Source organism: Saccharicrinis sp. GN24d3, assembly GCF_052400645.1.
Taxonomy (GTDB): Bacteria; Bacteroidota; Bacteroidia; order Bacteroidales; family Marinilabiliaceae; genus Saccharicrinis.
The window spans coordinates 1-25,307 of the sequence record NZ_JBQTGI010000030.1 but is presented as its reverse complement, the minus strand read 5'-3'; the positions used below and the strand labels follow the sequence as shown (position 1 = coordinate 25,307).

The window sequence follows — 25,307 nt, the reverse complement described above, 5'->3', positions numbered from 1 at the left end:
ATTAGATATTTTTGGTTATTTGATTCTTTGTATCTAGAAACTTTTTTTCATCATCCCTTCTCTTGGTTCCTTTAGGATCTGCATATGAATACGGCTCATTAGCAATTCTAAAAACTCCAGGTAACAAAATGCGTTTGTCGAAATCACTATAATAGTAGGGCTTACTTTTGTAATGTTCGATAATTCCTCGGGCCTCTTCCAAGCATTCCATGTCACATTCTTTTTTTAGCAAAACAATTTTGCATCGAATACCTTCATCGTTACGAATTCCTTCCTCTTGATTTATGAGATAGTCCAGCGCTTCTTCTTCGCTGTCTCGTGCCAGTAACAATGAATAATTATAAATAAAAGTAGTGTCCATAGGAGCCAGTTCTACGGCTCGTTCTAATCCTTTTTTAGCTGCCTTAACCCTACCTAATGAACTGTTATTACAATAAACCATATTCCACACATATGCATCTTGATCATCGAAACGTTTAATGTACTCTTCTGCACACTGCAACGAACCTTGTTTATTACCAGCATCCGAATGTTTCCAAATAAGATCGTGTAATATTCTTTTTTCCTCAGCCCGACTTCCTTTCTGACGTGCCTTATTCATTTGAGATTGTAATTTTAGTACTTCTAACTCTTCCTCAGTGACATTCCCAATGGCAAAAGGATTATCAAAGTCTGCTTCTCCTATAAATTCTTCATTAATAAAAACCTTAATGTCAAATATCTTATCTGCTGTAATTCCTGACTCGATGCGAACAACGTCCTCCATAGAGTAAAAATCATTTAGAGGACAACGAATTTCCCCAATCGAAAAATCAACTCCATTAACGCATACGGGAATGACAATCTCATTGGTGAGATTGCTTTGTATTTTAAAATCGGGCAGCTCCACTTTAATGGGAAGTGAGTGTCCTTTTTCTATAATGGGGTGAAAACGATTCCCTTTTAGCTTTATCCCAATAGTATCACTGGTTATTGGACTGATTAAGGACAGACCATGATAGTAATAAAAGTAAGAAAATACAGCAGCACCTTCCGCAACCAGTTTATCCGGTTCTGACGATACCAGACTTATAGAATTAGATAACTTTTCCTTTACCATTGAGATAAGAAAGGGATTGAAGCTACTACCCCCCACATAAAGTACAAATTGAATATCATCCAGGGTTAGATCTGATTTTTCAATAATCTCGGAAATGGAATGACTAACTGTTGTTATTGATTTATCCTGATACTTGAAATTATAATGTTTGCCCCTAAACATTTTGGTAAACATTTTTTTAAAATCGGATCCGGTTATACCAACATCTTCAATCCTGTACTCTGTAGAGCAAAATTCAACTTTGCAGTCCTCAAGTTTGATGGAAACACTTTCTAAATCCAGCGTTTCAACATCTTTATCTGCTGACTTCAAATTGAGTTTATCACATAAATCAATCTTTAATTGTTCACCGTAAACTGCCAGTTGAGGAAGAATCACATTTTGTACGTCCGCAATTTCGAATTGATCATCAAGTTGATGTTGATCAAGAAACTTTGGATATAACAACTCTTCCGCAATTACCATGTCAATGTCCTGTCCGCCTAAATCATTATAACGGGAAATAGCTTTGTTGCCTATGGTAATGCCTTTATCTTGGATAAAATCAACATTTAATATCGAAAGGTCGCAGGTACCTCCCCCAAAATCAATTATCAAGACATTCTTATTCTTTACATGGCTTGCCCATTTTTGTTTCTCCCCTTCACTTAATCGGTTAAAATAACCAAGAAAAGCAGCGTTGGGCTCATCAATTAACATTTGTTGCGATGTTTTAATCTTGCTAAACTCTGCAGCCTTTATAGTATCTTTCCTCTGGTTAACCTGGAAAGAAGCAGGAACTGTAATTATGGTGTTTTCCATTACTTTAGCAGGATCCTTAATATGTTTTAACCGACAATAATTGAGTATACCTCCTGCAATTTTGTACGGCATATTCAATTTCTCAGAAACGGCCTCGGGATACATAGGGCACTGGTCAATGCCCATCTCAACTTTCCAGTTGTAAAACATGTTCTTTTTATATTCAAAACCAAGACTTCCTTTTAAGTGGTAAAGGTTGTTTCCTACATATGGTTTACCATCTACCAAAGCGACAATTGAAGCTACTTTCTCATCAACAATTGTAGAGTCATATATGTTAGGACTCTCCTGTTCAATATTGATAAACTTAACAGGAATACGGTTACTTTCCTTCAGGTTTACATGGCTACTATCTACTGTAGCCATTAGAGTATAAGTAGTACCTAAATCAATTCCATAACTGTTGATATGTTTATCAGGTAGGTTATACTCATTGCTTATGGGATAAATTTGTTCACTCATTGTATGTAACTTATTTCTGAATAGAATATTTTTATCATTTAATTTAATAATACGCAAAAAATGTTCAAAGTTGCGTTTGTTAATTAATATGTTTACCTAATCCCCTCCACATCTATCCAATCAAATCCTTTTACCTTATCCTTGGTCTTTTTATCGTTAAGGCCTGAAACCTGTTTAATGGCCTGAGCAAATTTATTGTAGTTAACCAATACACCATCGTCTAAATCAATGGCTATGCGCTCGGTGGCTAAGGGATATAAAATATCACGCTCGTACTCTTGTAGTTCGTGCAATACTTTTTGTAGTTTCTCTTTTTCTTTGGCAGCTTTGGTTTGCTCGGCCGAAGTACCGCTTTGTATTAAGTGATCTAGATGTTCCACACGGGTATTTAATTTCTCACGATACTCTTTAAGGTAGCCATTTAGTATGTTGTGCAAAGTATCAGGTGTATAACGATGCATATAAATAAGCACACTAAAGGAATTGCTTGGCGATGAAAATTGCCAATAAATTGGGCGCTTTTTGTAACGTTTGATATGATCGGTATAAAAATCTTTTAGGAAGTACTTGCGAATATCCTTACCCAAGCAGTCCTCTACAAAAGCCAGGTTTTTATCGTAGTTAGCTGTACCAAAGCTTATTTTTAAAAAGGCTTTAAAACGACCTACAATATCATCCTCAAACCATTCATCATCCAGTACCGGAATAATATTATCATCGTCGGGCACAAAAGAAAGATCTTCAATACTTTGAACTTTTGACTTTGAACTTTGAACTTTAGCGATGTAATCGCTAAGCGTTTCCCCTTGGTTGGCGAGTATTAAACCTTCCTTATCCAGACTATAACGGCCAAACATGCAGCCTACAGCGTAGGAGATGAATTGTTTGAAGATCTCTTTGGGGTTGAAAGGGAGTTTGGGTAGTTGGTGATTGGTGATTGGCGATTGGGCGCTATCCACTACCCACTGACCACCATCCACTAGCTGCCAAGCACTTTTATAACGCTCACTGATAGCCTTTAACTGCTTTTGATCCAACTCTTCTTTGAGTATGGTAATATCCGCCAAAGGCACATCGGGTGTTAACTCTTCTTGCAAACCATATATCTCAATAAATTGCTTATTCAGTTCTTCTTCGTTTTTATGCAGTTGGTAAAACTTGTTTTGCCAGTATTGCTGATAGAGGTCGAAACTTTCTTCCAAATCTATATGGTGCTTAGGGTTGCTGAGCCCAGCCGAAGCAATGCGATTGAGTTCGTTCTGAAGGAAGTCCCATGATGTTTCGCGTGTGTTCCATTCTGACTTTGATAAGTTAATATTTTCACTTGCTATTACAGTTACACTTTCATGGAAAAACAGTGAAGGAGTAGGTATATTACAAAAATCTCCAATTTGAAAATGAAGTGTTGGGTTAAGCAATTTTGCAATTTTATTTACGAATTTTGTATTCATGTAGGCAATTAAGACCAGTCTTTCTTGCTCATCTTTAGGAAATGCGGAATGACCTGAAATATCATAAATATTACCTATTGGTAGATATCTACAAGACAAATTACCAGATGTTACATCTGACCATGTAAGTCCTTCATTAAAATAAAATTGGGTATTCTGAGGACGAGAACGTAGTTTACCTTTAGTATCTTTAAAGTTTCTTATCTCATTGCCGTTCTTTAGCCAATTAACAACATAAACTATGTTTCCATACCACCTTCTAAAAGCTCCTCCTTTATTATATGGATACCATTTATATAACAATTCCTCCGTTCGTTCGCAGCTATCTGCAAAAAGACATAATCCTTTTTTAGCAACTTCATGCCATAATCTTGCAAAATGCTCATTATCTCCTGTAGCTAATCCTTGTTTTGCAATAGTGTTTATACCTAGGGAATCTTCCTTATCAAAAACATTAATTACATTCTTCCTCAACCAATACCCTATCGGGCTTCCTGGAATTTTCTCAAAATCTAACTGACTCGCCACATAAAACCAACCACAGTTTGAGTTCTGGATAGCTTCAATCGTTTTGTTCCTTTTTAATTCAGAAGTTCCTTCGTCAACCAAACGTATATAAGAACCTTTATCTTTTTTGATGGTATTCCAGAAAGTAAAAGAAGCATTTTGTACCACTTCACCACCTATCTCAGGAAATGTACGAGGTCCTAGATGCAAAAGCGTATCAAAAAAAGTGTTTTCAATTAATTGTTTGCGTAACTCTTCATAACTACTTAAAAACATCCAGGAGTGCTGGTTAATCATTCCTAAGAATCCCATTGGATGTAATACTTTCAATCCTGTTTCCATAAAGCAAGCCATTAAATCGGCCTTGCTGCTGGGGTAGTTATCCTTTACAAAGTCGGCTAATGGTTTATTCATATTACCACCTCCCATATAAGGTGGATTATCTACAATACAATGGTATTTATTACTCAATAATTGTAGTTGCTGTAAAGCTTGCTTTAATTGGTTTAATGCCAAACTTAAAAAGGCATCAGTAGTATTGCTTTTCTCAATTACCAAAGCGAGCGCTTTACTTATTTCTTCAGCACCTGCCTTTGGCACAATAAGTGAGCCCAGGATTGTAGCCTGAGTCATATGTAATAAATCGATATAAAGCTCTTCTGTTATTTTTAGTTTAATGGTACGGCAGGTATCTCTAATCTCATCCTGATAAAAGAATATATCATCATGGTCGTGCTCCAGAATAGTGTCGTAATTGTCTGCGCCTACTTGCCAACCATTCTTAATCAACTTTTTAGTTTTTTCAAGCGTATGTACCTTTCCGGTTTCTTTATCGGTTACATTTTTTTCCGTTGTTTTGGTAATATCTTCAGCCAGTACATATTGGTATTTTAATATATCCTTTAACTCTTTGTTGTCTTTACTTATTTTAAAAGTTGTTTTATAATCATCGCCATACGCTTTTAAGTGCAGGTCTTGATAACAAAGAATATTAGGTTTGATATCTTTTCGGAATACACGGCGCTGGTAGCTTCGTGCTTTAATCATCAAGGCCAAACCAGCCAATTGAGCTGCTCGTTCGTCTATTTCAAAACCAAAGAGGTTGTTCTCTATAATTAATTGAGGTATTTCACTGGCATTATAACCTTCCTCCTCGTATATCTTAGTAAACAATTCAAAGGCATACACCAGTATATGTCCACTGCCACAAGCCTGATCCAGCAAGGTTATTTCTTCAACAGAAGCTACTTTTAAATACTCTTCAGTCTTAGCAGAAGGCGATTCAATGTAATAAGGCATGTAAGCACGTAAACCCGAGTTAGGTCGGTTTTGCAACCATAGTTTACCCAAAGTATTTTGTACCATATACTCCACAATCCACCGAGGCGTAAATAATTGCGTTGCTGCCGGAATATCTTCTTTGGCTACCTTACTTTTTGAGGCAAACACTTCATCCTTACGTTCCGAAATATAAAACTGATACAACCAACCAATCACTTCTACCTCTCGGCAACCTTCGGTAGTCATGCCTTGTTGGAAGTCGTGCACAATGGAGAACTCAGAGATTAAGTCATCGGGTAATAACAACTCGGTGTAATCGCTAATGCGCTCAAACAGGAAAGGGAAAATTTTATGCAGGTAGTTACAAGCTCCAATCAATAGCTCTTTATAGGCTTCGTTTTGTGCGTTGGCACTTGGTATTTTACCATCCAATACATCATAAACATGTTGCACCTTTACAGGCATATCATCGGGTATATGTCCTTGTTTAGCTTCATCCAACAGCTCCGGCAAGGTATGTCCCGGCTTTGGCGTTACTACACCCATACCAATGGGCTGGTAATCGTTGGCATCCATAAAGCGTAAAGCCATTAAACGGTTAAACCAGGTATATGCCACCTTATCAATTACCTGTTCCTTTGATGTTTCGTTAATGGCATCCTGTAGTTTTTTTATCGGATTGGCTTTTTCGCGCAACTCAGCCGAGTCGGTTGAGAGCACTAGTTCTAATCGGGCACCTACCTGTTCTATGAGCTTTTTTCGGGCTTGTTGAGCAAAGCGTTTTAATATGTTGGTGTTCATAATATCGTCAATTGTTTATTTGTCAATAGTTAGTGGTTGGTTGTTAGTGGTTAGTTGTTGGTTTATAGTTTTATTTAGTGTGACATTTAGTGTGACATTTATAGTATCATTTACAGTATCATTTACAGTATCATTGAAAAATTCGGTTCTGTATTTTAATTAATCTTCCAAAAACCAGTTTTATCCGATCCTTCCCTAACAACTATATTACTCTCCTTCAGTTTTTACTTTGTTAATCATCATTTCATTCTTTATTGCTTGGTGAAATAATCTGCCAATGACCACCTTTATCCGGGCCAATTCGTCTCAAAACTCCAAGCTCCTTGAGTTTCTTAATGTTATTCTCAATTGTTGTTGTCGATTTACCAATTATTTGACTCAACTTTGCAGCAGTAACATTGGAATCTTTTTGTATTTCAAAAAATACCTTAGCTAATGTTTCTCCCAAGTTTTCTCCCAAGTTTTCTCCCAACTGTTGTTGTATTTTCTCCCAAGTATCTCCCCATTTAATCCGAACCTTTTCCGAACCTTCTCCGAACCCTATTAAGTTTTTATCCGAACCTATTCCGAACCCCGGCTTTTCACCTTCTGCTTCTTTATTCAATAAAAAAAGTTTAACAATGGTAGAATCAAAGGCCAGGTCATATTCCGGTGAGGTTTTATTGTACGATTCCCAGTTGGTTTCAATTTTGTCAAAACCAAAACCTGCATTCTCTGCCATTTTAACCATCCTAAAAAGCTTTGATATGATGGGGTTACGGGGTAAAGAAATGTCTTTACCTTTTAGTTCTTCTAATGGTTTGGGTAGTCCTCCAGGATTGTAAAACTCAATATGGTTGGTAAAAATACGGATACGAGCATGTGCCGGAGAAAAATAATCAGCATGCATCAGCATATTTACCAAAGCCTCTCGTATGGATTGTAATCCGGGAGATAGCTCCTGTCCAAATCCCTGGTCGGTCAATTTAAACTCAACATCAACCTTAGGTTTTAAGCGAGCAAAACACTCAAAGTAATATTCCCACAGATTTTCAAACTCATCCAACCTAAATGTGTAGCGCACTTGAGCATCTTGATAGGAAGTGCCCGGAACTTCCAAAAGATCAATTCTAAAATCTGGGAAGTGTTTTTCAATGACTTCCCTTTTTCCCATAAATAAAAGACCACCATAGGTACATTGGCCGTTCTCAATAATCCTGAGCTTATTCAAAAACTCTTCCTGGTCAAAGCGATTGTAACTCACATCCGGATTAAAACGTGTCATATAATCGCGATACTGCTTCAACGACTTCACATGAAGGTCGGCTACCGATGTACCAAGTGCACATTCCGATGTTTTTGTACCAAAGGATTGATCGCGATACATCGCATCCACTTCTTCCTTGGTGGCTCTTTGGTCACCACTCCCTCTTCTAATAAAAGTATTGGCTTGTGTATTGTAATAAACAGGTTTCTTGTTAGACACAGGAATATAAAAAGCCAATACATTTTTTCCATCCAGCGTATACTTATATTGACGAGTAGGAATGGGTACATTAAACTTATCACCCCTTAAGGTATTTAAAAAGTCCTGTTCTATCTTTTCTGCGTTGTCTATACCAGTAACCTCAAAAGACTTTCCTTTCTGCCTTATTCCAAAAACAAGCCATCCTCCATTGGTATTTGAAAAAGAGCTCACGGTTTCCCAACAACCTTTAGGCACGTTGGCCTTAGCTTCTTTCACCTCAAAATCTTCCCACTCCAGGTCCGACAATCTATATATTAGTTCCTCTTTTGTCATACACAACCATTAAAGCGAAATACGCCTATTCTGTCTTATCTCTTTTAGCAAAGCTTTTTTATAAGCCTCTAAATATTCCATTACATCCTGTTCTGACTTTAATTCGGTTTTAGGGTAGTCAACCTTTATATTTGACTTACTGATATAATGCGGAACCGGTTCATTCACGGTATCGGGATCACCTTTTTTTACAGGGGCACTTAACTTAATCATCTGATTAAGTTGCTTTTCCTTTAATTCTCCCGTTACCCTACGTTTTGCATCCCTAATATTGGCTATGTACTTCTGGTTAGCCAGCTTATTCTTTTCCTCTTGTAATGGATTTACAATAACAGCTTGCTGTTCTGCGTCAAGCGTTTTAAACTCATCTTTGCTTTGTAAATCCTTTATCGCATTCTCAATGGCAGAAATAGCTTTGGTTTTTTCCTCGTCAATGAAGGATAATACCTTGTCACTCAATGTATCTTTCGCAGCCTTAGCGTCCTTCATCAGGTTACCTGAATAGGGTTTCGGATGATTCATCAAAGCCTCTAAATCATCCAATTCATTGCCCTCAATAAATTCCAGGTTAGAACGATCGCCATTTAACAGGTTGCGAATACTATCATAAATCTTAGACTGATCTCCATTGACAAACCTTTTAATTGGATCGATTAAGTCTTCCTTAGTATCCAATAGCTCATCTTCAAAATCCTGTAGGTTAGTTAAATAATAACTATAATCCTTATTACTCCACCTATACAGTTTCTCGTTAAACTCGCTTAACTGATCGATAAAAGGATAATCTTTTTTATGCGCTAACAATTGGCTGACGCTAACCTGCATTTCCTTTAACTTCTCTTTAAAAGCATTAGCAACATCTTTCGCCTCTGTCAATGGGCAGCTTTCATCAAAAGCATCTTTGTAAGCTTGCTTTAAGGCTTTAACCATTGCGGTATCAAAGGTAGCTTGCGGCTCCAGAATGGTATTTACATGATAGGCTGAGTTAAGTATGGCATTTAATACACTATCATCCTCCAATAAGTTTGAATCCTGTTTCAATTCAATTTTGCCTCTCTTATACAACTTAGCCATTATCGTCCAAATGGCATTTGGATACCAACCATAAGGCTTGTTGATAAAATGATTTTTTAAATCAATCAACGTTGTTCTGTCCGATTGCTTTTTTCTTCGAATGATTAGATTCTGGATCTCCGATTCCGCTTCAGACATAGAGGTGTCATCAGCACCAAATAAATCATCTTGCTGATCCCTTATTACCTGTTTTATCGTGTCCTCACTATATTGAGTGGTTCCCAGCATTCTTAGATTGGAATACACTATCTTAACCAAATCCTGAAAAGCATTCACAACACGAGTTTTACCGTCAGAATTTTGTCCCATCTCGTGTTTCTGGCCATTCATAATAACCGTTGCTGAAGCTAAAAGCTTGTTGGCTATAAAGAGCAGCCCCTTCTTTCGTTCTGCATTTTGCTGAGCTTTTTCCTGCAAAATTCGTTTTACCTCAGGGCGATTAGATGTAGACTGGTTTTGTTTATAATATTTTTCTACTTTCAAATGCATCTTTAAATCTTTCATAAAAATGGCATCCGAGTGCAAAAGAAGCTTCATACCAGTAGTTCCCATCGTTTGAGATTGCAGTACAGGTAAATTATCAAAATCGGGATAGTTCTCTGTTATAATTTCAATCTCTAACTCTTTTTCTCTACCTAAAGTAACACCGTCAATTTTATGCGTGAAATCGTAATCTTGCTTGTTTAATTGATAGCGTATTTTATTATCACGTATAATTTCGTCAAAGAAAATGTTCCTCAGCAAATCATTGATAGCAGAATCATCTATATCCGTGCCTTTTATTTCTTCCTCTACATCCTTTTCATCATCTGTCAAAAACTCATAAACATCTCCATTTCGTTGCACATAACTTTGATTTTCCAGCGTATTTAAAGCTTCATCAATCAAAGCCTCATGTTGTTTTAAATCTACCTCTATATCATCGATCATCAATACTGATATATTTCTTTTGGTCGTTTTAAAGTTTCCAAAATACTTAACCAGAAAAAGCGCTTTAAGCACCTGTACTGCAAATCTGTTGTCTAGGTTTTTTTCAGCAAGAATAATAGAACTCTGTATTTCTCCACGAAGTTCATTCCTAATTCCTTCATACATTCGGTCAAAGCTCACTAAAGCCTTTGAATCCCGCTCATTAATATTTTGTATTACCTGTTGAAATACACCTAACATAGAACGTTCTCCTACCGAAGCATGTTTCCCCTGAAAAGCATTATGCGTTGACAAAGCTCTACGGCAACTTTGAAATAAATCAAACTGATAGGGCACAAAAGGAAATTTATTACCGAAATCTATTTCATCTCTATATCCCTTAAACTGAACACCCGCATCAGAAAACGACAGCAAGGTGCTCAGGTGTGATTGTTCCTTTATAAACTTCTGCACCAAATGTTCCTGTGCTCCATCATTCTTTTTGAGTAATCTTTTTTCTATTACTTCATCAACATTGGCCGATGTCAACGGGATCTTAAGCTTAAACCTTGCCTGAATACGCGAAAAGTCATTTTGTTGGTTCTTAGTCATATCGCCAACAACTTTTTCCATATCTTCCTGGGATGTCACTAAAATCCATGCATTCCCTTTGGTTCGAGTGGCTAAAGTTTCCGCTATGGTCTGTAGGTTAAGCATCAGCTTAGTGTTATCACTAATGTATTGTCCTACTTCATCCACAAAAAAGTTTAGTCTAAATCCCTTAGGTTTACTTTTTATATAATCATTCACCCTCAGGCAAAAATCCTCAATGGAATGTTTTTGCTTGTCTTCCAGGTCATCTAATATCGTTTCATACTTCGATGCATCCGTATTGTTTAATTCTCCAAGCACTTCAGCAATTGTATCAGTAACAAATGGATCAAAATAATCCAAACGAGCCTCTTCCCAATTTTTATCGAATCTCTGATTAAACTTTTCCTTGAATTCTTTAAACAGCCCTTGCTTATCCACCCACATTTCAAACTCAGCCACATGAGTTTGGAAACCATAATAGCCTAAGTGGTCAAAGAATACTTTATAAAATACAGATAAGATGGCATTCTCATCTGTTTTCGAAGTAATTTGAGCTTGTTGATCAATATTAAATAATACAGACTCTGATGGAATACGTGTGGCAGCCAATACGTCACCTTTCAACATTTCATCATCTTCAATCTTCTCCGCAAATAACTCCCCACTCTTATATCCATTAAATGACTTATTCTCCAATACATAGGAAAGTATTTTTAGCAAATGAGATTTACCACTACCAAAAAAACCAGAAATCCATACACCATTAGCCCCATTATAATCATTATAGGCTTGAAAAAAGTCCCTGATCTTTTTGGCGATCTCATTGGTAATTACATACTCAGCCACTTCATCTGAAATATGGTCACGATCATCTGCTTTGATGACAGTCTCTATATTTCGGTTTATATCTTTCTGAAAAAACTCTTTTATTTTCATATACTCTAATAATTAGCAAAACCCTGATAACCAGCAAATACTTTAATCACACCCTTGTGTAACTAAAATTATTTGCTCTGGCCATGCCAGTTTCATATGTTTAGGCTTCAATTTTTTCTATGTTAAAGGCTCTATAATAATTGTCATCTTTTAGCAAACCGAATAGGTTCAACGTGTGTCCATCGTAATCGCCCGGAAAAAAGGCTACCGTTGGAGCCTCTTTAGCAATATTCTGTAAATTGTTTAGAACATTGTGAGATCGAATATAGGGGAATACAAGACCAATTCCTGTTAAGAAATAAACCTTTGCAACCGACTTTTCTATTTTACTTTGAATTAATGGCATTAATATTTCATGTATATTTAAAGAAGATTGTAATGCCCTCAAAAACTTTTCTTTACTTCTGGCCTTTTCAACTTTAAACATCCGCTCAACACCTCCTTTTTCTTCCATAACCTCACATACCAAATCATAAAGATTTAACTCTAAAATTGGTACACCCGATGTATCAAGCTTGTTAATAAGCAATTGAATGGATTCTTTTACAAGCAATTCTTTTTGGGCATCATACGCGGATATAAAAAAGGGGATTTCGCCTCCCAAAGACTCTTTATTAATAAATCCCTTTGATGAAATTACTCTATACAAATGGTCAAACTTTTTTGATATATCCTTCATAATTAAATTGTCCAATTAGCTATATCATCATCACTCAATAAAAATACTTTTAGCCATTCTTTATCATCTTTAGCTATAACTTCAATTAATTTAGAATCCAAAAGTTGAGGCTGTATCCTTTTGTTCCTAACATTATCAATTAACCCGACTTGTTCCAGTATTTTCATGGTTACCTGCTTAATCTTTTTTTGAGTGGATGCTGTTAAAGCATCCATTTCCGGGTGCAATTCTGCCTTTGTTCGATAAAAGGAGATATACTCTCCATCCGTTAAGTCATAATCAAATATTAAAAGCTTTTCTCTTAGTACCTCTACTGCAAAATCACGGATGAAACCATGCAACTTACATATCGCTAAAAAAGATATCTGCCTTTGAGAGGTTAAGTCAGTCTCCAGCAGAAAGCTAACTTGTTCTTTTGTTAATCTTTTTAAGCGTTTCTTACATTCCCTGAAAATCCTTTTCCCAGTGGCACTTTTGCCCCCACCTAATTCTTTATCAATATCTAGCTCTTGTGATGACTCCTTACTTCTAGCAACTAAAATCATTTCGTTATTCCGTAAAGATGAAGCCGTATAGGAAAAATCATATTTTTCGTTGTATCCCATAATTAATGCTTCAAGTCTTCTTTAGGAATATTCAAAATTTCACTAAGCTTTTCTATGTGCTTCTTACTTGGGTAACTCTTTTCCTTAACCCAGTTACTTACTGTTACCTCACTAACACCAAGCTTTTGTGCTAACCATTTTTGCTTGATGCCTTTTGCTTTCAAAATCTCTTTCATCAGTTACTCTTTAATAAAAATTAAAGTTTTACTGAGCCAAATTTATTATTTTAATTCGTATTTCTTTTAAGTGTTTCGTATCATTCTTTTAAAACGCCCCATACTTCTCTTCAATGACCTCATTTTCCGAGTCAATATTTCATTATCTTTTTTTAATTGCATATTCTCTCGCTGCAAATAAAGGTTATCAAGAATGTATTTAACTGGTCTTTTATTGAATTCTTTACGGAGATATTCTATAACACCAGATGTTGAACTAAGTCTATTCTCGCTTAAAAGTAGGCTTGAACGTGTAATTTCCTCACCTTCATATATCTTAATTTCAAAAAATCCATAATCAGGTTTCGAAGTAATAGTTACATCAGCTTCAGGAATATATACCTTATCAGGCCTTGACTCAGAAGTTTTACCTATTGTTAATACGGCTGCACCATTAAGTTTTCCTTCATGATTTTCAATGCACCCAATTTTATTCATTCCTTTAAGAAGTTTTATTTCAAGTGTGGTTTCTAAATGTTTTGCTGGTTTTATAGTCATTCCCTCTTTGTTATAAATAATTGATTCCAAGCAAGATCTAACCTGGGCAACTGTTCCGCATTCTAACGATAAATATTGTTTTGATTTAATACTCTTTCTCTCATTTTTATTATAAAACACAAGGTGATAATACTTCCACATTTTCACCAAAAGATAGCAGTCGTGCTTCAAACTCATAATTAGGGATGACCTCAATTCCAATTATTGCATAATCATCCGAAACCTATTATTTTTATCTTGATGGCTTTCAATAAACTTCTCACTCTGCACAACCATACCACCCGAATCATAACAAGGGTCACAAACACGACCTTTATAGGTTTCTAACATTTCCACCAAAAGCTTTACAATACTCTCTGGTGTATAAAACTGTCCACCTTTCTGACCTTCAGCCAAAGCAAACTGACCTAAAAAGTATTCATATACTCGGCCAAGGGTTAGAATAAAAGTTCCACCCATTCAGGGTTGTGATTCCATTGCCTTTTTTCCCTGGGTTTCACCCAGAATTATTCAAGGTTTAACCACTACGTGGTTGATTTATTTGAATTCTTATATCAACAAAGATATAATCAAGCCTCATAATCATGTAGACAGGGTACCCTGAAAAGGTTCAACGCTTAATTAGTATTATTGATTATTTAGTAAAGGACGTTTCAATAACCATTTCCAGTGCCTCTTTCAAAAATGGCTGCTCCTTAAAGTCTGCTTTAATTTTCTCAGATATATATCTTATCTGTAAATCCTTAAAGTCATGTTCCAATATTTCTGCCAAAGGTTTTACCATTGTTATCGAGATTTGCCTTTCACCCAATTCCATCTTAGATAAAGTACTGGTGTCCACATCAATGGCATGTGCCACTTTCCGTTGTGGCAATCCTTTTTCTTCACGTATGGCTTTTACATAAGCCCCAAACTCTGCGCTCTTCATTAGAAATGTATTGTTTAGACGATTCTGTCAAATATAATAAAAAGGTCAATAACAGAATTTATTATCGGTTAAAAGTTTTTAGATAATATCAACTATGGGTTGCAGGCTTACGGGGTAGCAGCAGCAATCAAGACCTGGTATGATAGGGCGATATTTTACCATTGTTCAAACCCTCCAGCGTAATACAAAAGTAGGCCAGCATTAAAAGTGGAAGCAACTCAACGAAACGCCTTGTTTTGGGGTAGCTGAATGGCGTAACAGGATTTCTAAGGCCTGTAATGGGTTCAAACCGCTTTTACCTTTATTGATTTTTGCGCCGACCGGTAATCCCTAAGCCAGCTTCATATTACACGCACTTATCGCAACAATTCTTTCTTATCGCCTCGGTTACTGATTTTTTTTAACGCTTTTGCATGAAGGCGGATGAATGACCCCGGACAGCATACTAACCCGTTTAAAACGCTTGCTATTCTGATCAATACAACGGACGAAATAATACTTAGTCGGTCCGGAATGATATGTTATGATTCCACAGCGGTTTGAAAAAGAAATAGCCATAAAAATATCGATCGCTGCATTTTTCGTTGAGGCAGACACCGGCGTCCCACTTGAGTTTCGGGGAATATCTATTTTACTCGACAGTGTTCGGTAAATTTCGTTGTCACTACTCCCCCACATGACGGAACAGCGCCGGGCAAATGAAAGCCCGGGCTTACCCGGGTTTGTTCAAAAAGGTTTACCTGTAAGTCCCGGAAGCCGGTAGCCAGGTCATTTTGGCCGGTAGCGACCCCATAAATGGCGGTAGCAGGGTCATTTTGCCTGGTAGCGACCCTATAAATGCCGGTAGCAAGGTCATTTTGGCCGGTAGCAACCCCATAAATGCCGGTAGCAAGGTCATTTTGGCCGGTAGCGACCCCATAAATGCCGGTAGCAAGGTCATTTTGGCCGGTAGCAACCTCATAAAAGCCGGTAACCCGGCACTGTGTGAAACAGAAACATATGTAAATACCGAAATCCATAGTTCGTGTATAAAATGGATGCTTTTATGGCAATAATAATTCTTTTCGTAAAAAGAAATAGGCTGTCGTATGGAAGTAGCGGATAGATTTTTTTAACTTATTGATTCAAATTTTAAAACTAATATTATGGGAAACAAAAGTAGTATTAATGACAAATTAGAGTATTCGCGTGTTGCCATTTACAATGCACATGACGACGAAATTATCCGTGCCCGGTTTGCGCCTTTTGGCTTCGATGAAAATCGTCACCTGGCCAACAAGCAATTGTTTCAGGAAAGCAGTGATTTGATCTTAAAAAACGAGCAGGAGAATGCCGAATGGAAACTAGCCAGCGAAGCATTTAATGAAACGCTGGGATCTTCCCGCAAGAAGTTACGCCGCATTCGGCAGTCGCTTAAGTTCTGGTATGATGCCGACACACCGGAAGCGGTTGAAATGGGTTTGTACAACAGTAAAATCAGTAAATATGCCGATTTTAAGAAAATAGCCCAAAACTTCTACTCCGTCTTGTTAAGCAAGGAAGAGGTATTGGCTAAGCTGGTTCCTTTTGGTTATACCACTGAGTCTATCATGGCAGATTCGGAAGAGGTAAATTCGCTGGACCAATTACGCAACAAACGGGAGCAAGAGAGCGGGGATGCACAGTATGCCACCAAAGAGCGTAATGCTAAATTGGATGAGCTGGATGAATGTGTTTCTGAAATGGTACGTCTGGCCCGTCTGATTTTTCGTGACGACGAGTCGCAATATCTTGAAAAATTAGGTATCACCTCGCGTTCTTAAACCCGGATGATGTATTAGAAATACGTCATGCGCATTTAAACACCATAAAACAAGGCCTTGCCGAAACGAGGCCTCACTTGTCCCGATTACTTTAAGGAGCATCGTTCTGGTGAGTTGAAGTGATGCAACGAAGTGACTTGTTTTAAAATAATTTCAATGTGTAATAGAATTTCTAATGCATATTGCGGGTTACATATTATCCATACCAACAGCATGGGTATCCCCACCATAGTTTTCATTTTTTTCAGATTTAGATGAAGCATACAAGCCGGGCTAATCGAAGGTAACGACTACTTTGTCGAGAATTGGCCTGGATTCTTGATACGCAAAACACACGAGCAACTTGTATTTCCCCCTGTAATATTGATGCCTGATGCCACATACAGATACCTTGGTTTTCCATCCATCATCAGTATTTGCGGACGTTCGAATTTTTTGCCCCTAAGAATGGTGGCATTCTTTACGGACTCACTCCCCACATAGTGTTCGATCCTATCAAAGCCGAGTACGGGTATATCGAAATGGAGTCCATCCTCCGATTTCCATAAATATCCCTCTCCTTGGTGATTATTGGTTGTAAGGAAACAGACCTTTCCATCTTCAAAGAAAGCATAACCATCCTCAATCTCGGTATCATTGCCGGTCAGGTATTCTTTATGAAAAACGTATGGTCCTTCCAACTTATCAGCGATGGCTACCCCCATGCGCCTCACATCCCCCTTCTTCATCGCTTTGTAATATAAAAAATAACGGCCATCGGGATGGGCAAAGAGCGCCGGGTTATTCACCCCCACCACGGAGCCATGGCTCCAGATCAAAGAATCTGTGGGCGGTTCGAGGATCAATCCATGATCACCTGCTTTTTTCCAGGGACCTTCCGGGCTATTTGCAATCATCATTCCAATACGCTGCGAAGCCACCTTTTTGTTTCGGGAACCTCCGCTATTTGCAATGTAAAGCAACACGTATTGGTTGTTTACCCGATGAACATTGGGATTGTGAGGGGATTTTCTATCCCATGTATCTGTTTCAGTTCCCCTTATTACCACTTCTTTAAAAACAAAGGGGCCTTCCGGACGATCGCTAACATATCGTGCGATTTCACAATGGGTGATCCATGCACCAAACCCTTCCTCGACGGGCCAGCGCGAAACAAAAAGATGTGTTTTGCCATTGGGGCCAATTACCGGTGATGCCCCCCAAACATGATAGCCTGGTTCTTCCACCGCTATCCCGGCATACTCCAGGCGATCTGCCCATGAGCGGTTAACCCGTTGTTCTTGCGCGCAAACTCCCGTAAAGCGCAAAAACCCTGAAATACAAATCAGTGTAATAAGTAATTTTTTCCTCATCCTATATTTTTTATCACATGTCGCTTCCCCTTAATACGCCAATACTGAAGCAGGCGGCAGCGGCACTTTGTTTTCTTTACGCCATGTTACCAGTTCGTCCAGTAAACCATCTGCTATTGGCTTATTTGCGTCCACCAGATTTTCACTTTCCTTGAGGTCAGCTTCCAGGTTATATAATTCTGTTTTTCCATCATTCAGAAACTGAATCAGCTTCCATTTTCCTTTACGGATAATGGAACATGGCGGATTTTTGTAGGCACTTGCCAGGTGCCAGAACAGCGGACGTTCCTTTTCCTTTTTCCCGTTCAACAAAGGCACCAAACTTTGCCCATCCAGGGTTTCGTTATAATCGCTGATATTGGCCAGCTCCAGGAAAGTAGGAAAATAATCCATTCCGCAAATAGGCGTTTGTGAAATTCCCGGCGTAATCCGTCCTTTCCAGTTCGCAAATGCGGGCACGCGAATGCCCCCTTCGTACACCGTACCTTTTGCGCCCCGCAGGGTATTTGTGCTGCTTTGCAAACCGTTAAACCCGTTGTCGGAGGTAAATATCACAATCGTATTTTCACGCAATCCTTCTTTATCCAGGTAATCGAAAATTCGTTGTACGTTCTCATCAATGGACGCTATCATGGTGGCATAGCCCGCAATTTCCTCAAGCCTTTTGGTGCCTTGTCCCGTAACCGTATCCGGGGCTTTTTCCATAAATTTCCGCAACCACGCCGTGTTCCTGGGAACGGTGGGACGGTGTGGCGCATAATAGTGCAGGTTCACAAAAAATGGTTCGCTTTTGTTGCGCTTGATAAAATCAATGGCATCATCGGTCAACCTGTCGGTTAACCATTCGTCCCCTTCCTGATCATCTATAAACGGGTTTTTAAACGGCGCTTTATAGCCGCCACTTTCTGACTTATACCCTTGGTCATAACCACGGGCGGGATCGCCCCACCAGGTTCCACCTACGTTCTCGTCAAAACCACGTCCCCGGGGATAATATTTTTGGTAGTCTTGTTTATGTTTCGCCACCCAGGAGGTATCGCCATTGTCCGGTTGCTTTAGTTTTTGTTGAAATGGATAATCCTTTTCAGCTTCAGGATCTGGCCCCACAATATGCCATTTGCCCAAATGGATCAGTTTATACCCCGCCTCGTGCAATGGCTCGGCATACACCGGGTGCTCATGGCCAACCGTCCAGCGCGAGAATATATTGGTTTGGTCATTGCCGCGCTCCAATACCGGAACGTTATAAACACCGGTCCTGAATGACTGACGGCCGGTAAGCAACGCCGTCCGGGATGGCGAACAAGTTGGGTACATATAGGCATCGGTAAAAACGAGGCTTTCCCCTGCCAAATTATCCAGGTTAGGGGTTTCAAACCATTGGCTTCCCATAAAACCCACATCCTGCCAGCCCAAATCATCGGCCATAATGTAGATGATGTTGGGTTTTGTGTTACTTTCTTTCTGATTACAAGCCGACAACACGGCAATAGCTATTGGAATTATTGAAATGGTTTGAAGTATTCTTTTCATTATTTATTATTTAATCATTAGGTCTCCTTGCTCTTCCATCCACTGATGAATTGCTATTTTTAACTCCTGCAGCTTATCTGCATATACCCGGTCTTCAGCCAAGTTATTCATTTCTTCAGGATCGCTATTCAAATCGAAGAGCTGAAATTCGGGACGCTGTCTAAAACGCTGCACAAGGTCTCTTGCATTTTTATCATACCCAGCTTTAGTTAACCATGACAGATACATCTTACGCACATCTCTATCTTCAAACTTATCGACATGAAAATAATCGAAACCATTTATGGTGCGCACCGCATACAGGTTTTCAGGCGTTAAAGTCCATATTAGCTTATAGCGACCATCGGTAACAGCACGCGAAGAAAAAGCTGGTCCTTCCGGTCCGCTATTGTATATAAAAAATGCTTTCTCGCGGTGTTCTTTCTTTTTGCCTGCAATAAGCGGAAGCAGGCTTTCTCCATCCATAGACTCCGAAACTACGCCACCTGCTGCGTCTATTAATGTTGGCAAAATATCACAATATTTCCCAATAGCATCCGTTTCAAAATGAGCGGCATAAGGTTTTGGCCATTTCATTATACAGGCCGAACGAACACCTAAATCATAGGTTGTCCATTTTCCGCCGGGCATTCCCACACCATTTTCGTCTAAAACAATAAGCGCTGTACTTTCATCTAACTTATGTTTTTTAAGCGTTTCCCTGGCTTTTCCAACCTGCTCATCAAACAATCTAATTTCGGCCAGGTACTCTCTATAATAGTGACGGGTTTCTTTGGTATCCACTAAATTTTTGGGGAGCTTCAATTCATCCAGGTCCCAAAGCGAAGCATCCCCTGCATCCCAGGGAGAATGCGCATGAACCGAACAAATAATCAAACAGAAAGGTTGCTCTGGATTACGACTCACAAATTCTTCAACCCCCTCCCAATTTTCAGGCGCATTGCCGTGCAAAGTACAATTTGGCGTAAAACCATCAATAAATTCAAATGGATAAACAGACTTTGGCCTGAAATGACGTTTTCCCGTTAAGCCAACACGATAGCCCAATTTCTCCAAATGCTGAACAATACTCAATGTACCAGTTTTTGTTGCTGCATGATTGACGGTACAACCATTTTTATAAGGCGACATACCCGTGTATAATTCGGCACGGGTTGGAGCGCACATTGCCTCGGCTACAAACATGTTTGTAAAACGAATGCCCTCCTCTGCCAGTTTATCAATATGGGGTGTTGTTCCCGGGTTCTTCGAATTATAGCACCCAATATTTGAGGCACTTATATCATCGCCTAGTAGTATTAAAAAATTGGGTTGTGACGATTGACCATAAGCAGATGATACGATCCCAAACCACACAAAAATTAATCCTAATATATTATTCGAATAACTTTTCACTTTATACTTTTTGTTTTTAGGGTATTCACACGACCCATTTCACGATTCCCGCTCCCTTTTTCTATGCCAATATTCAAGTCGCCCAATTCTGCACGGGCTTTTTCTGCTACCTTCATCAATTCTTCCACTTTCCCGGGATAATGTTTAATTACATTGAACTGCTCGCCCGGATCGCGCCGCATATTATAGAGTTCGGGTTCTTCAATAACTGTGTTAATTCTTTTTCCACCATACCCATCGTTGCCCGGTGTTGTATTATACGAACCGTATGAATGTGGTAAAACTAGTTTCCAGTTGCCTTTTCTTACCGCATTTAGGTTGTTCTTGCCATAGTAATACAGTATGGTCTCTCTGGGAGTTTTTTCAAAATTGCCTTTAAAAAGCGGTGTTATGTCTACTCCATCAATTTTATTTTCAGATAGTTTTCCTCCCGTTATCGATGCAAATGTAGGCAATAAATCAACCGCACAGGCCAATTTATTGCAGACTATACCTTCGGGAACTTTGTTCGGCCACTTAATAATAAAAGGCACCCTTTGTCCGCCTTCCCAACTGGTGGTTTTACCTTCTCGCAGTCCTCCTGCTGAGCCAGCATGGTTGCCGAAGTTTAACCAAGGCCCATTATCCGTTGTAAAAATGATGATTGTATTGTCAGTTAAGTTATTTTTCTCCAGGGCTTTCATGATTTCCCCTACCGACCAATCTACTTCCATCATAACATCGCCATACAACCCTTGTTCGCTTTTTCCTTTGAACTTATCGGATACGCCCAACGGAATATGGGCCATGGTATGGGCTGCGTAAAGAAAAAAGGGTGTGTCGGCATTTCGGTTAATAAAGTCAACTGCTTTTTCGGTGTACAGCGTGGTTAACTTGTCCTGATCGGCAATACTGGCAATGGTATCGATGGTTTCGTTTCCTTCGATTAAACGCAATGCAGGATACCTGCTGTTAGGTTTCTTTTCACCGGTAACATTCGAGTGTGGCCACATATCGTTTGAGTAAGGTAGGCCTAAAAACTCGTCGAAGCCATGCTGTAATGGCAAAAACGCTTCTTGCCACCCTAAGTGCCATTTACCCACACATGCCGTTGCATACCCCTGGTCATGAAACATTTCGGCCATAGTGTACTCTTTTGAATTAAGTCCTATTTTATGCCAGGGAAACAATGCCCCGGTTAATCCAATACGGTTGGGGTAGCAACCAGTCATCAATCCGGCACGCGACGCGCTGCAAACCGGCTGAGCTGCGTAAAAATTTGTGAACCGCATGCCATTGCCGGCCATTTCGTCGATATGGGGCGTTTGAAAGCCTGTAGCACCATAGCAGCCAACATCGCCATAACCTTCGTCGTCGATGAAGACAACGATAACGTTTGGTTTGAGAATTGTTTGTTTTGTCTTGTCTGGTGTGCACCCAAACAAAACGATAGTTAATAAGAATCCTCCAATATATGCTCTCATTTTCTTATACGTTTAATTATATGGTCTAATAATGAATTTCACCAATTATATTTTGAATTTTAGTGCGAGGTCAATACCCCTTCCGGATCAGGCACACGATTGGATGTGGTGGTTGCATCGCCATACCAATAAACCCCTACGCCGTAAGCCATATCGCAGTCGGTCCAGCTCCATACTTCCATATCTAGTTTTAAAGAACTACCAAACGGCATCACATCCAGGGCCCGCGTACGTGTTTCGGTACTGTATCCCAAGGTATTCCGCTCAAATTCTGTGGTCTTTCTATTCAACTTATTATACTTGTGGCTGCGTGGTTGTGCATGAAACGGGTGCTCGTAAAAATCGGTACTCATGCCTCCCCATGAATAGGCATAGTAATCTTCAGTACCCGTACCAAAAATTGACGGGAAGTCTTCGCCATCCACCCATATTTTTTCATCGCCTTCGCCCCACCATTTCTCCACCGGATTCATGATGGTAAGCGCATCGCCAACGTACACGCCTCTTCCTTTTAGCGTTACATAATTCCAATCGGAATATGGTCGTGTGGGCACAGGATACTGTCCCCGCCAGGCGGCATTAAAATACATGCTGTTTTCATCCCATTCCCAATCACCAACAACGGCTTTCAACTGAACATCCACCGATTCCTCACCCAGATTCAAAACCGTAACTTTGGCAGATTCCTGATAAGGCATCACCCAACGACACGATAAGGTTCCATCTTCACCAACGGTACGATACCAGCCCTGATAAGGGTTCAAACCGATTCCGGAACCAAAGAAATCACCCACAGGACACCAAACAGTTTGTTGTCCGTCAAACTCCATCTGAAGAACAACTGAACGCATCACCAATGAATCGGTATACGAACCCAACTTTAATGAAAGTGAACGTACAGCCGAAGTACCTTGAGGCAGAGCAACTGATTTTTCTTCCTCCGGAGCCAGGCTTTCATGGAGTTTTACATGTTTCCCTTCTTCCGTATTTACAGGGGCTAACAACGTTTCACACACCTGTTTAATTTGTCCTTGTGCCTGGTTAAAGTCTTCCAACGTAAAAGTTTTAATGGCTGTCCCTTCCGCATATTCCCTAAAGGTAAATTGATAGAAAAAAGGCCTTTCCGTTACCGTTATCTTACAACTTTTTGCATAAGGAATAGGGAAAAATGAAACCGCTGAACGCAAAGATTTGTGCGCCAATGGGAAAGGAATAAGTCCGGTTCCATCTAAAAGCCCCATCATATTTCCTTCCAGAACAGGCTCTGGTGATCCGTCCAAATAAAACTTGATGATACTATTAGTCCCCGGGTTTTTTGCATTCCTGAATGGCATCCATGTGCGCACTATTGCACCGGCTCCCTGATGGTCCATTAATACCCATTCTTGCTGCCCGTTGTTATCTTCAATACGAATAAAGTTACTGTCCTTTTCATTCGAGTTAAAATCTTTATTTATAAACCATCCTACAGTGTCTTCCGGATTTACAGAAGCACGGTTATAACTGCTTTCCTGTTTTAACCGGAAATCTTTCTCCGGGAAGCGGGCCACAGCCTCTCTGTCTATCATTTCTGTCAGAAGTGATTCAATACTTACCTCTTTGGGTGGCTGAGCGCATGCGCTCAACATTAGAATGGCCATCAAAAATAGACTTGATAATTGGTACATTTTTCCGGATTGATTCTTCATGGTGTTTATTTAGTTTTTAATGTTTTTTTGTTTTTCAAAAATAATTTTTATTTGGCCACTTTTCCCAATTCCTGATAGGACTTCAGAAGCTCTTTCATTTCTTTTACCTTTTCAGGAAATTCATGATAAAGGTTTGTGGTTTGCGAAGGGTCTTTTTCAAGATTATAAAGTTGGGCCGGTGGGGCATCTTCCTTTATTTTTCCATTTTCGATATCGCTATTCACTTCTCCTGCAAAGGTAATGGCTGCCGGACCTCCAAAAGCATGGGCACCGTGTTTTCCAGACGTAAAACCGCCACCTCCTTGCGCGCCAATATAAATCCAACTGTCCTTGCGAATGGCCAGGTGTGTTTTTCTTTGAGCAGCCAGTAGCACTTCGGTCCGTATTTGTTTGTTGGTTTGTCCGGTAATGGCGCCCAACATATTTTCACTATCCTGCCCCTGGCCTTTCTCAAGTTTTTGCCCGGTAAGTGCTGCTAAGGTGGCCAGCATATCCACATTGCAAATCAACTGTTCCGACACGGTACCTGCTTGAATCTTCTCCGGCCAATGCGCGATAAAGGGAATTCGGTGTCCGCCCTCCCAGGCATCAAACTTAAAGCCCAACAAATCGCCATTTAATCGGTGTCCTTGTCCCCAGGCCTTTTGACCGGTAGCATTAAACATCCCGCCATTGTCGCTGGTGAAAATTACAAGGGTATTTTCGGCTACCCCCATCTCTTCCAGTGTTTGCATCACTTCCCCCACAATCCAATCCAACTCATGCACAAAATCGCCATACAATCCACATTTACTAGATCCCACAAACTGCGGTGCTGGTGTAAACGGATGGTGAATATTGGTGGTGGCATAATACAAAAAGAAAGGTTTCTCTTTTTGTCCTTTCATCCAGTCAAGCGCCTTCCCTTTTAAATGCGTTCCCACTTCATCATCAACATATAACTCATGTGCCTTATCTGCTCCACCAATGGCATCCAATTTCATTTTTTCGAAAACGGCTGCCGTTTTGGCACTTTTACCGTAAACAAAAGGGTCGTCTTCTGCATAACCTACCACATTGTGGTTTTCGACATAAACAAAAGGAGGATGACTGTTTACCACGGGAACCCCATAATAATAATCGAAGCCCAGTTCGTTAGGTCCCGGAGTTAATGGTTTATTCCAATCAACGGGTTCCGTTGTTCCAAAGCCAAGGTGCCACTTGCCAATACAAGCTGTTGTGTAACCAGCCTTTTTAAGTACCGAGGCAATGGTTGTTTTTTGTGTATCGATTATCAGTTTATTTTTAAGGAACACGGGATTATTCAGGTTTCCGTGGCGCACGGGGTATTCGCCGGTAAGCAAAGCATAACGCGAAGGGCTGCACACTGCCGATGCGGAATGGGCATCGGTAAACATCCGGCCTTCCCTGGCCAGTTTATCGATGTTGGGCGTTTGCAGTTTGGTGGCTCCATA

Annotated in this window: 18 protein-coding genes; 2 read left to right on the top strand and 16 right to left on the bottom strand. The window is 39.6% G+C overall.

Annotation, left to right across the window (positions count from 1 at the left end):
• Position 1: 1 nt before the first annotated feature.
• The 10 genes from ACT29I_RS22795 to ACT29I_RS22750 form a co-directional block, all read right to left on the bottom strand.
• On the bottom strand, positions 2–2,362 hold the full coding sequence (locus tag ACT29I_RS22795; protein WP_444794506.1) for an Hsp70 family protein: 2,361 nt from the start codon (positions 2,360–2,362) through the stop codon (positions 2–4).
• A 92-nt stretch (positions 2,363–2,454) separates the two neighbouring features.
• Complete coding sequence (gene pglX, locus ACT29I_RS22790) at positions 2,455–6,402, bottom strand: BREX-1 system adenine-specific DNA-methyltransferase PglX (RefSeq protein WP_444794505.1); 3,948 nt, start codon at positions 6,400–6,402, stop codon at positions 2,455–2,457.
• Between the two features lie 244 nt (positions 6,403–6,646).
• Positions 6,647–8,182 carry an RNA-binding domain-containing protein gene (locus tag ACT29I_RS22785; protein WP_444794504.1) on the bottom strand — a complete coding sequence of 512 codons (1,536 nt, stop codon included), beginning with the start codon at positions 8,180–8,182 and terminating at the stop codon, positions 6,647–6,649.
• Positions 8,183–8,191: 9 nt separating this feature from the next.
• Positions 8,192–11,695 carry a BREX system P-loop protein BrxC gene (gene brxC, locus ACT29I_RS22780; RefSeq protein ID WP_444794503.1) on the bottom strand — a complete coding sequence of 1,168 codons (3,504 nt, stop codon included), beginning with the start codon at positions 11,693–11,695 and terminating at the stop codon, positions 8,192–8,194.
• Positions 11,696–11,795: 100 nt separating this feature from the next.
• Positions 11,796–12,374, bottom strand: coding sequence for a DUF1788 domain-containing protein (locus ACT29I_RS22775; RefSeq protein ID WP_444794502.1), 579 nt, complete (start codon positions 12,372–12,374; stop codon positions 11,796–11,798).
• Positions 12,375–12,376: 2 nt separating this feature from the next.
• Positions 12,377–12,979, bottom strand: coding sequence for a DUF1819 family protein (locus ACT29I_RS22770; RefSeq protein ID WP_444794501.1), 603 nt, complete (start codon positions 12,977–12,979; stop codon positions 12,377–12,379).
• Positions 12,980–12,981: 2 nt separating this feature from the next.
• Positions 12,982–13,155, bottom strand: a complete 174-nt coding sequence (locus ACT29I_RS22765; RefSeq protein WP_444794500.1) for a helix-turn-helix transcriptional regulator — start codon at positions 13,153–13,155, stop codon at positions 12,982–12,984.
• A gap of 66 nt (positions 13,156–13,221) precedes the next feature.
• Complete coding sequence (locus tag ACT29I_RS22760; protein ID WP_444794499.1) at positions 13,222–13,869, bottom strand: hypothetical protein; 648 nt, start codon at positions 13,867–13,869, stop codon at positions 13,222–13,224.
• A 24-nt stretch (positions 13,870–13,893) separates the two neighbouring features.
• Positions 13,894–14,151 carry an HsdM family class I SAM-dependent methyltransferase gene (locus tag ACT29I_RS22755; protein ID WP_444794498.1) on the bottom strand — a complete coding sequence of 86 codons (258 nt, stop codon included), beginning with the start codon at positions 14,149–14,151 and terminating at the stop codon, positions 13,894–13,896.
• A 175-nt stretch (positions 14,152–14,326) separates the two neighbouring features.
• Positions 14,327–14,620, bottom strand: coding sequence for a helix-turn-helix domain-containing protein (locus ACT29I_RS22750; RefSeq protein ID WP_444794497.1), 294 nt, complete (start codon positions 14,618–14,620; stop codon positions 14,327–14,329).
• Positions 14,621–15,393: 773 nt separating this feature from the next.
• Here ACT29I_RS22750 and ACT29I_RS22745 point away from each other — a divergent pair.
• Together ACT29I_RS22745 and ACT29I_RS22740 are read left to right on the top strand one after the other, a co-directional pair.
• Positions 15,394–15,675, top strand: a complete 282-nt coding sequence (locus tag ACT29I_RS22745; protein ID WP_444794496.1) for a hypothetical protein — start codon at positions 15,394–15,396, stop codon at positions 15,673–15,675.
• A 90-nt stretch (positions 15,676–15,765) separates the two neighbouring features.
• Entirely contained in the window at positions 15,766–16,422 is a 657-nt protein-coding gene (locus ACT29I_RS22740; RefSeq protein WP_444794495.1) for a hypothetical protein, read from the top strand.
• A gap of 290 nt (positions 16,423–16,712) precedes the next feature.
• Here ACT29I_RS22740 and ACT29I_RS22735 read toward each other — a convergent pair whose 3' ends face one another.
• The 6 genes from ACT29I_RS22735 to ACT29I_RS22710 form a co-directional block, all read right to left on the bottom strand.
• Complete coding sequence (locus tag ACT29I_RS22735) at positions 16,713–17,774, bottom strand: glycoside hydrolase family protein (RefSeq protein ID WP_444794494.1); 1,062 nt, start codon at positions 17,772–17,774, stop codon at positions 16,713–16,715.
• A gap of 30 nt (positions 17,775–17,804) precedes the next feature.
• Positions 17,805–19,307, bottom strand: coding sequence for a sulfatase (locus ACT29I_RS22730; RefSeq protein WP_444794493.1), 1,503 nt, complete (start codon positions 19,305–19,307; stop codon positions 17,805–17,807).
• A 6-nt stretch (positions 19,308–19,313) separates the two neighbouring features.
• Positions 19,314–20,702 carry a sulfatase family protein gene (locus ACT29I_RS22725; protein WP_430937096.1) on the bottom strand — a complete coding sequence of 463 codons (1,389 nt, stop codon included), beginning with the start codon at positions 20,700–20,702 and terminating at the stop codon, positions 19,314–19,316.
• A complete protein-coding gene (locus ACT29I_RS22720; protein ID WP_444794492.1) occupies positions 20,699–22,165 on the bottom strand; it encodes a sulfatase family protein in 1,467 nt (488 codons plus the stop codon). Before ACT29I_RS22720 ends, ACT29I_RS22725 begins: the two co-directional genes overlap by 4 nt.
• 59 nt (positions 22,166–22,224) lie before the next feature.
• Positions 22,225–23,853 (bottom strand): glycoside hydrolase family 172 protein, encoded by a 1,629-nt coding sequence (locus ACT29I_RS22715; protein ID WP_444794491.1) that lies wholly within the window; start codon positions 23,851–23,853, stop codon positions 22,225–22,227.
• 47 nt (positions 23,854–23,900) lie between these two features.
• The coding region (locus tag ACT29I_RS22710; protein ID WP_444794490.1) for a sulfatase family protein at positions 23,901–25,307 on the bottom strand (1,407 nt) is incomplete at its 5' end.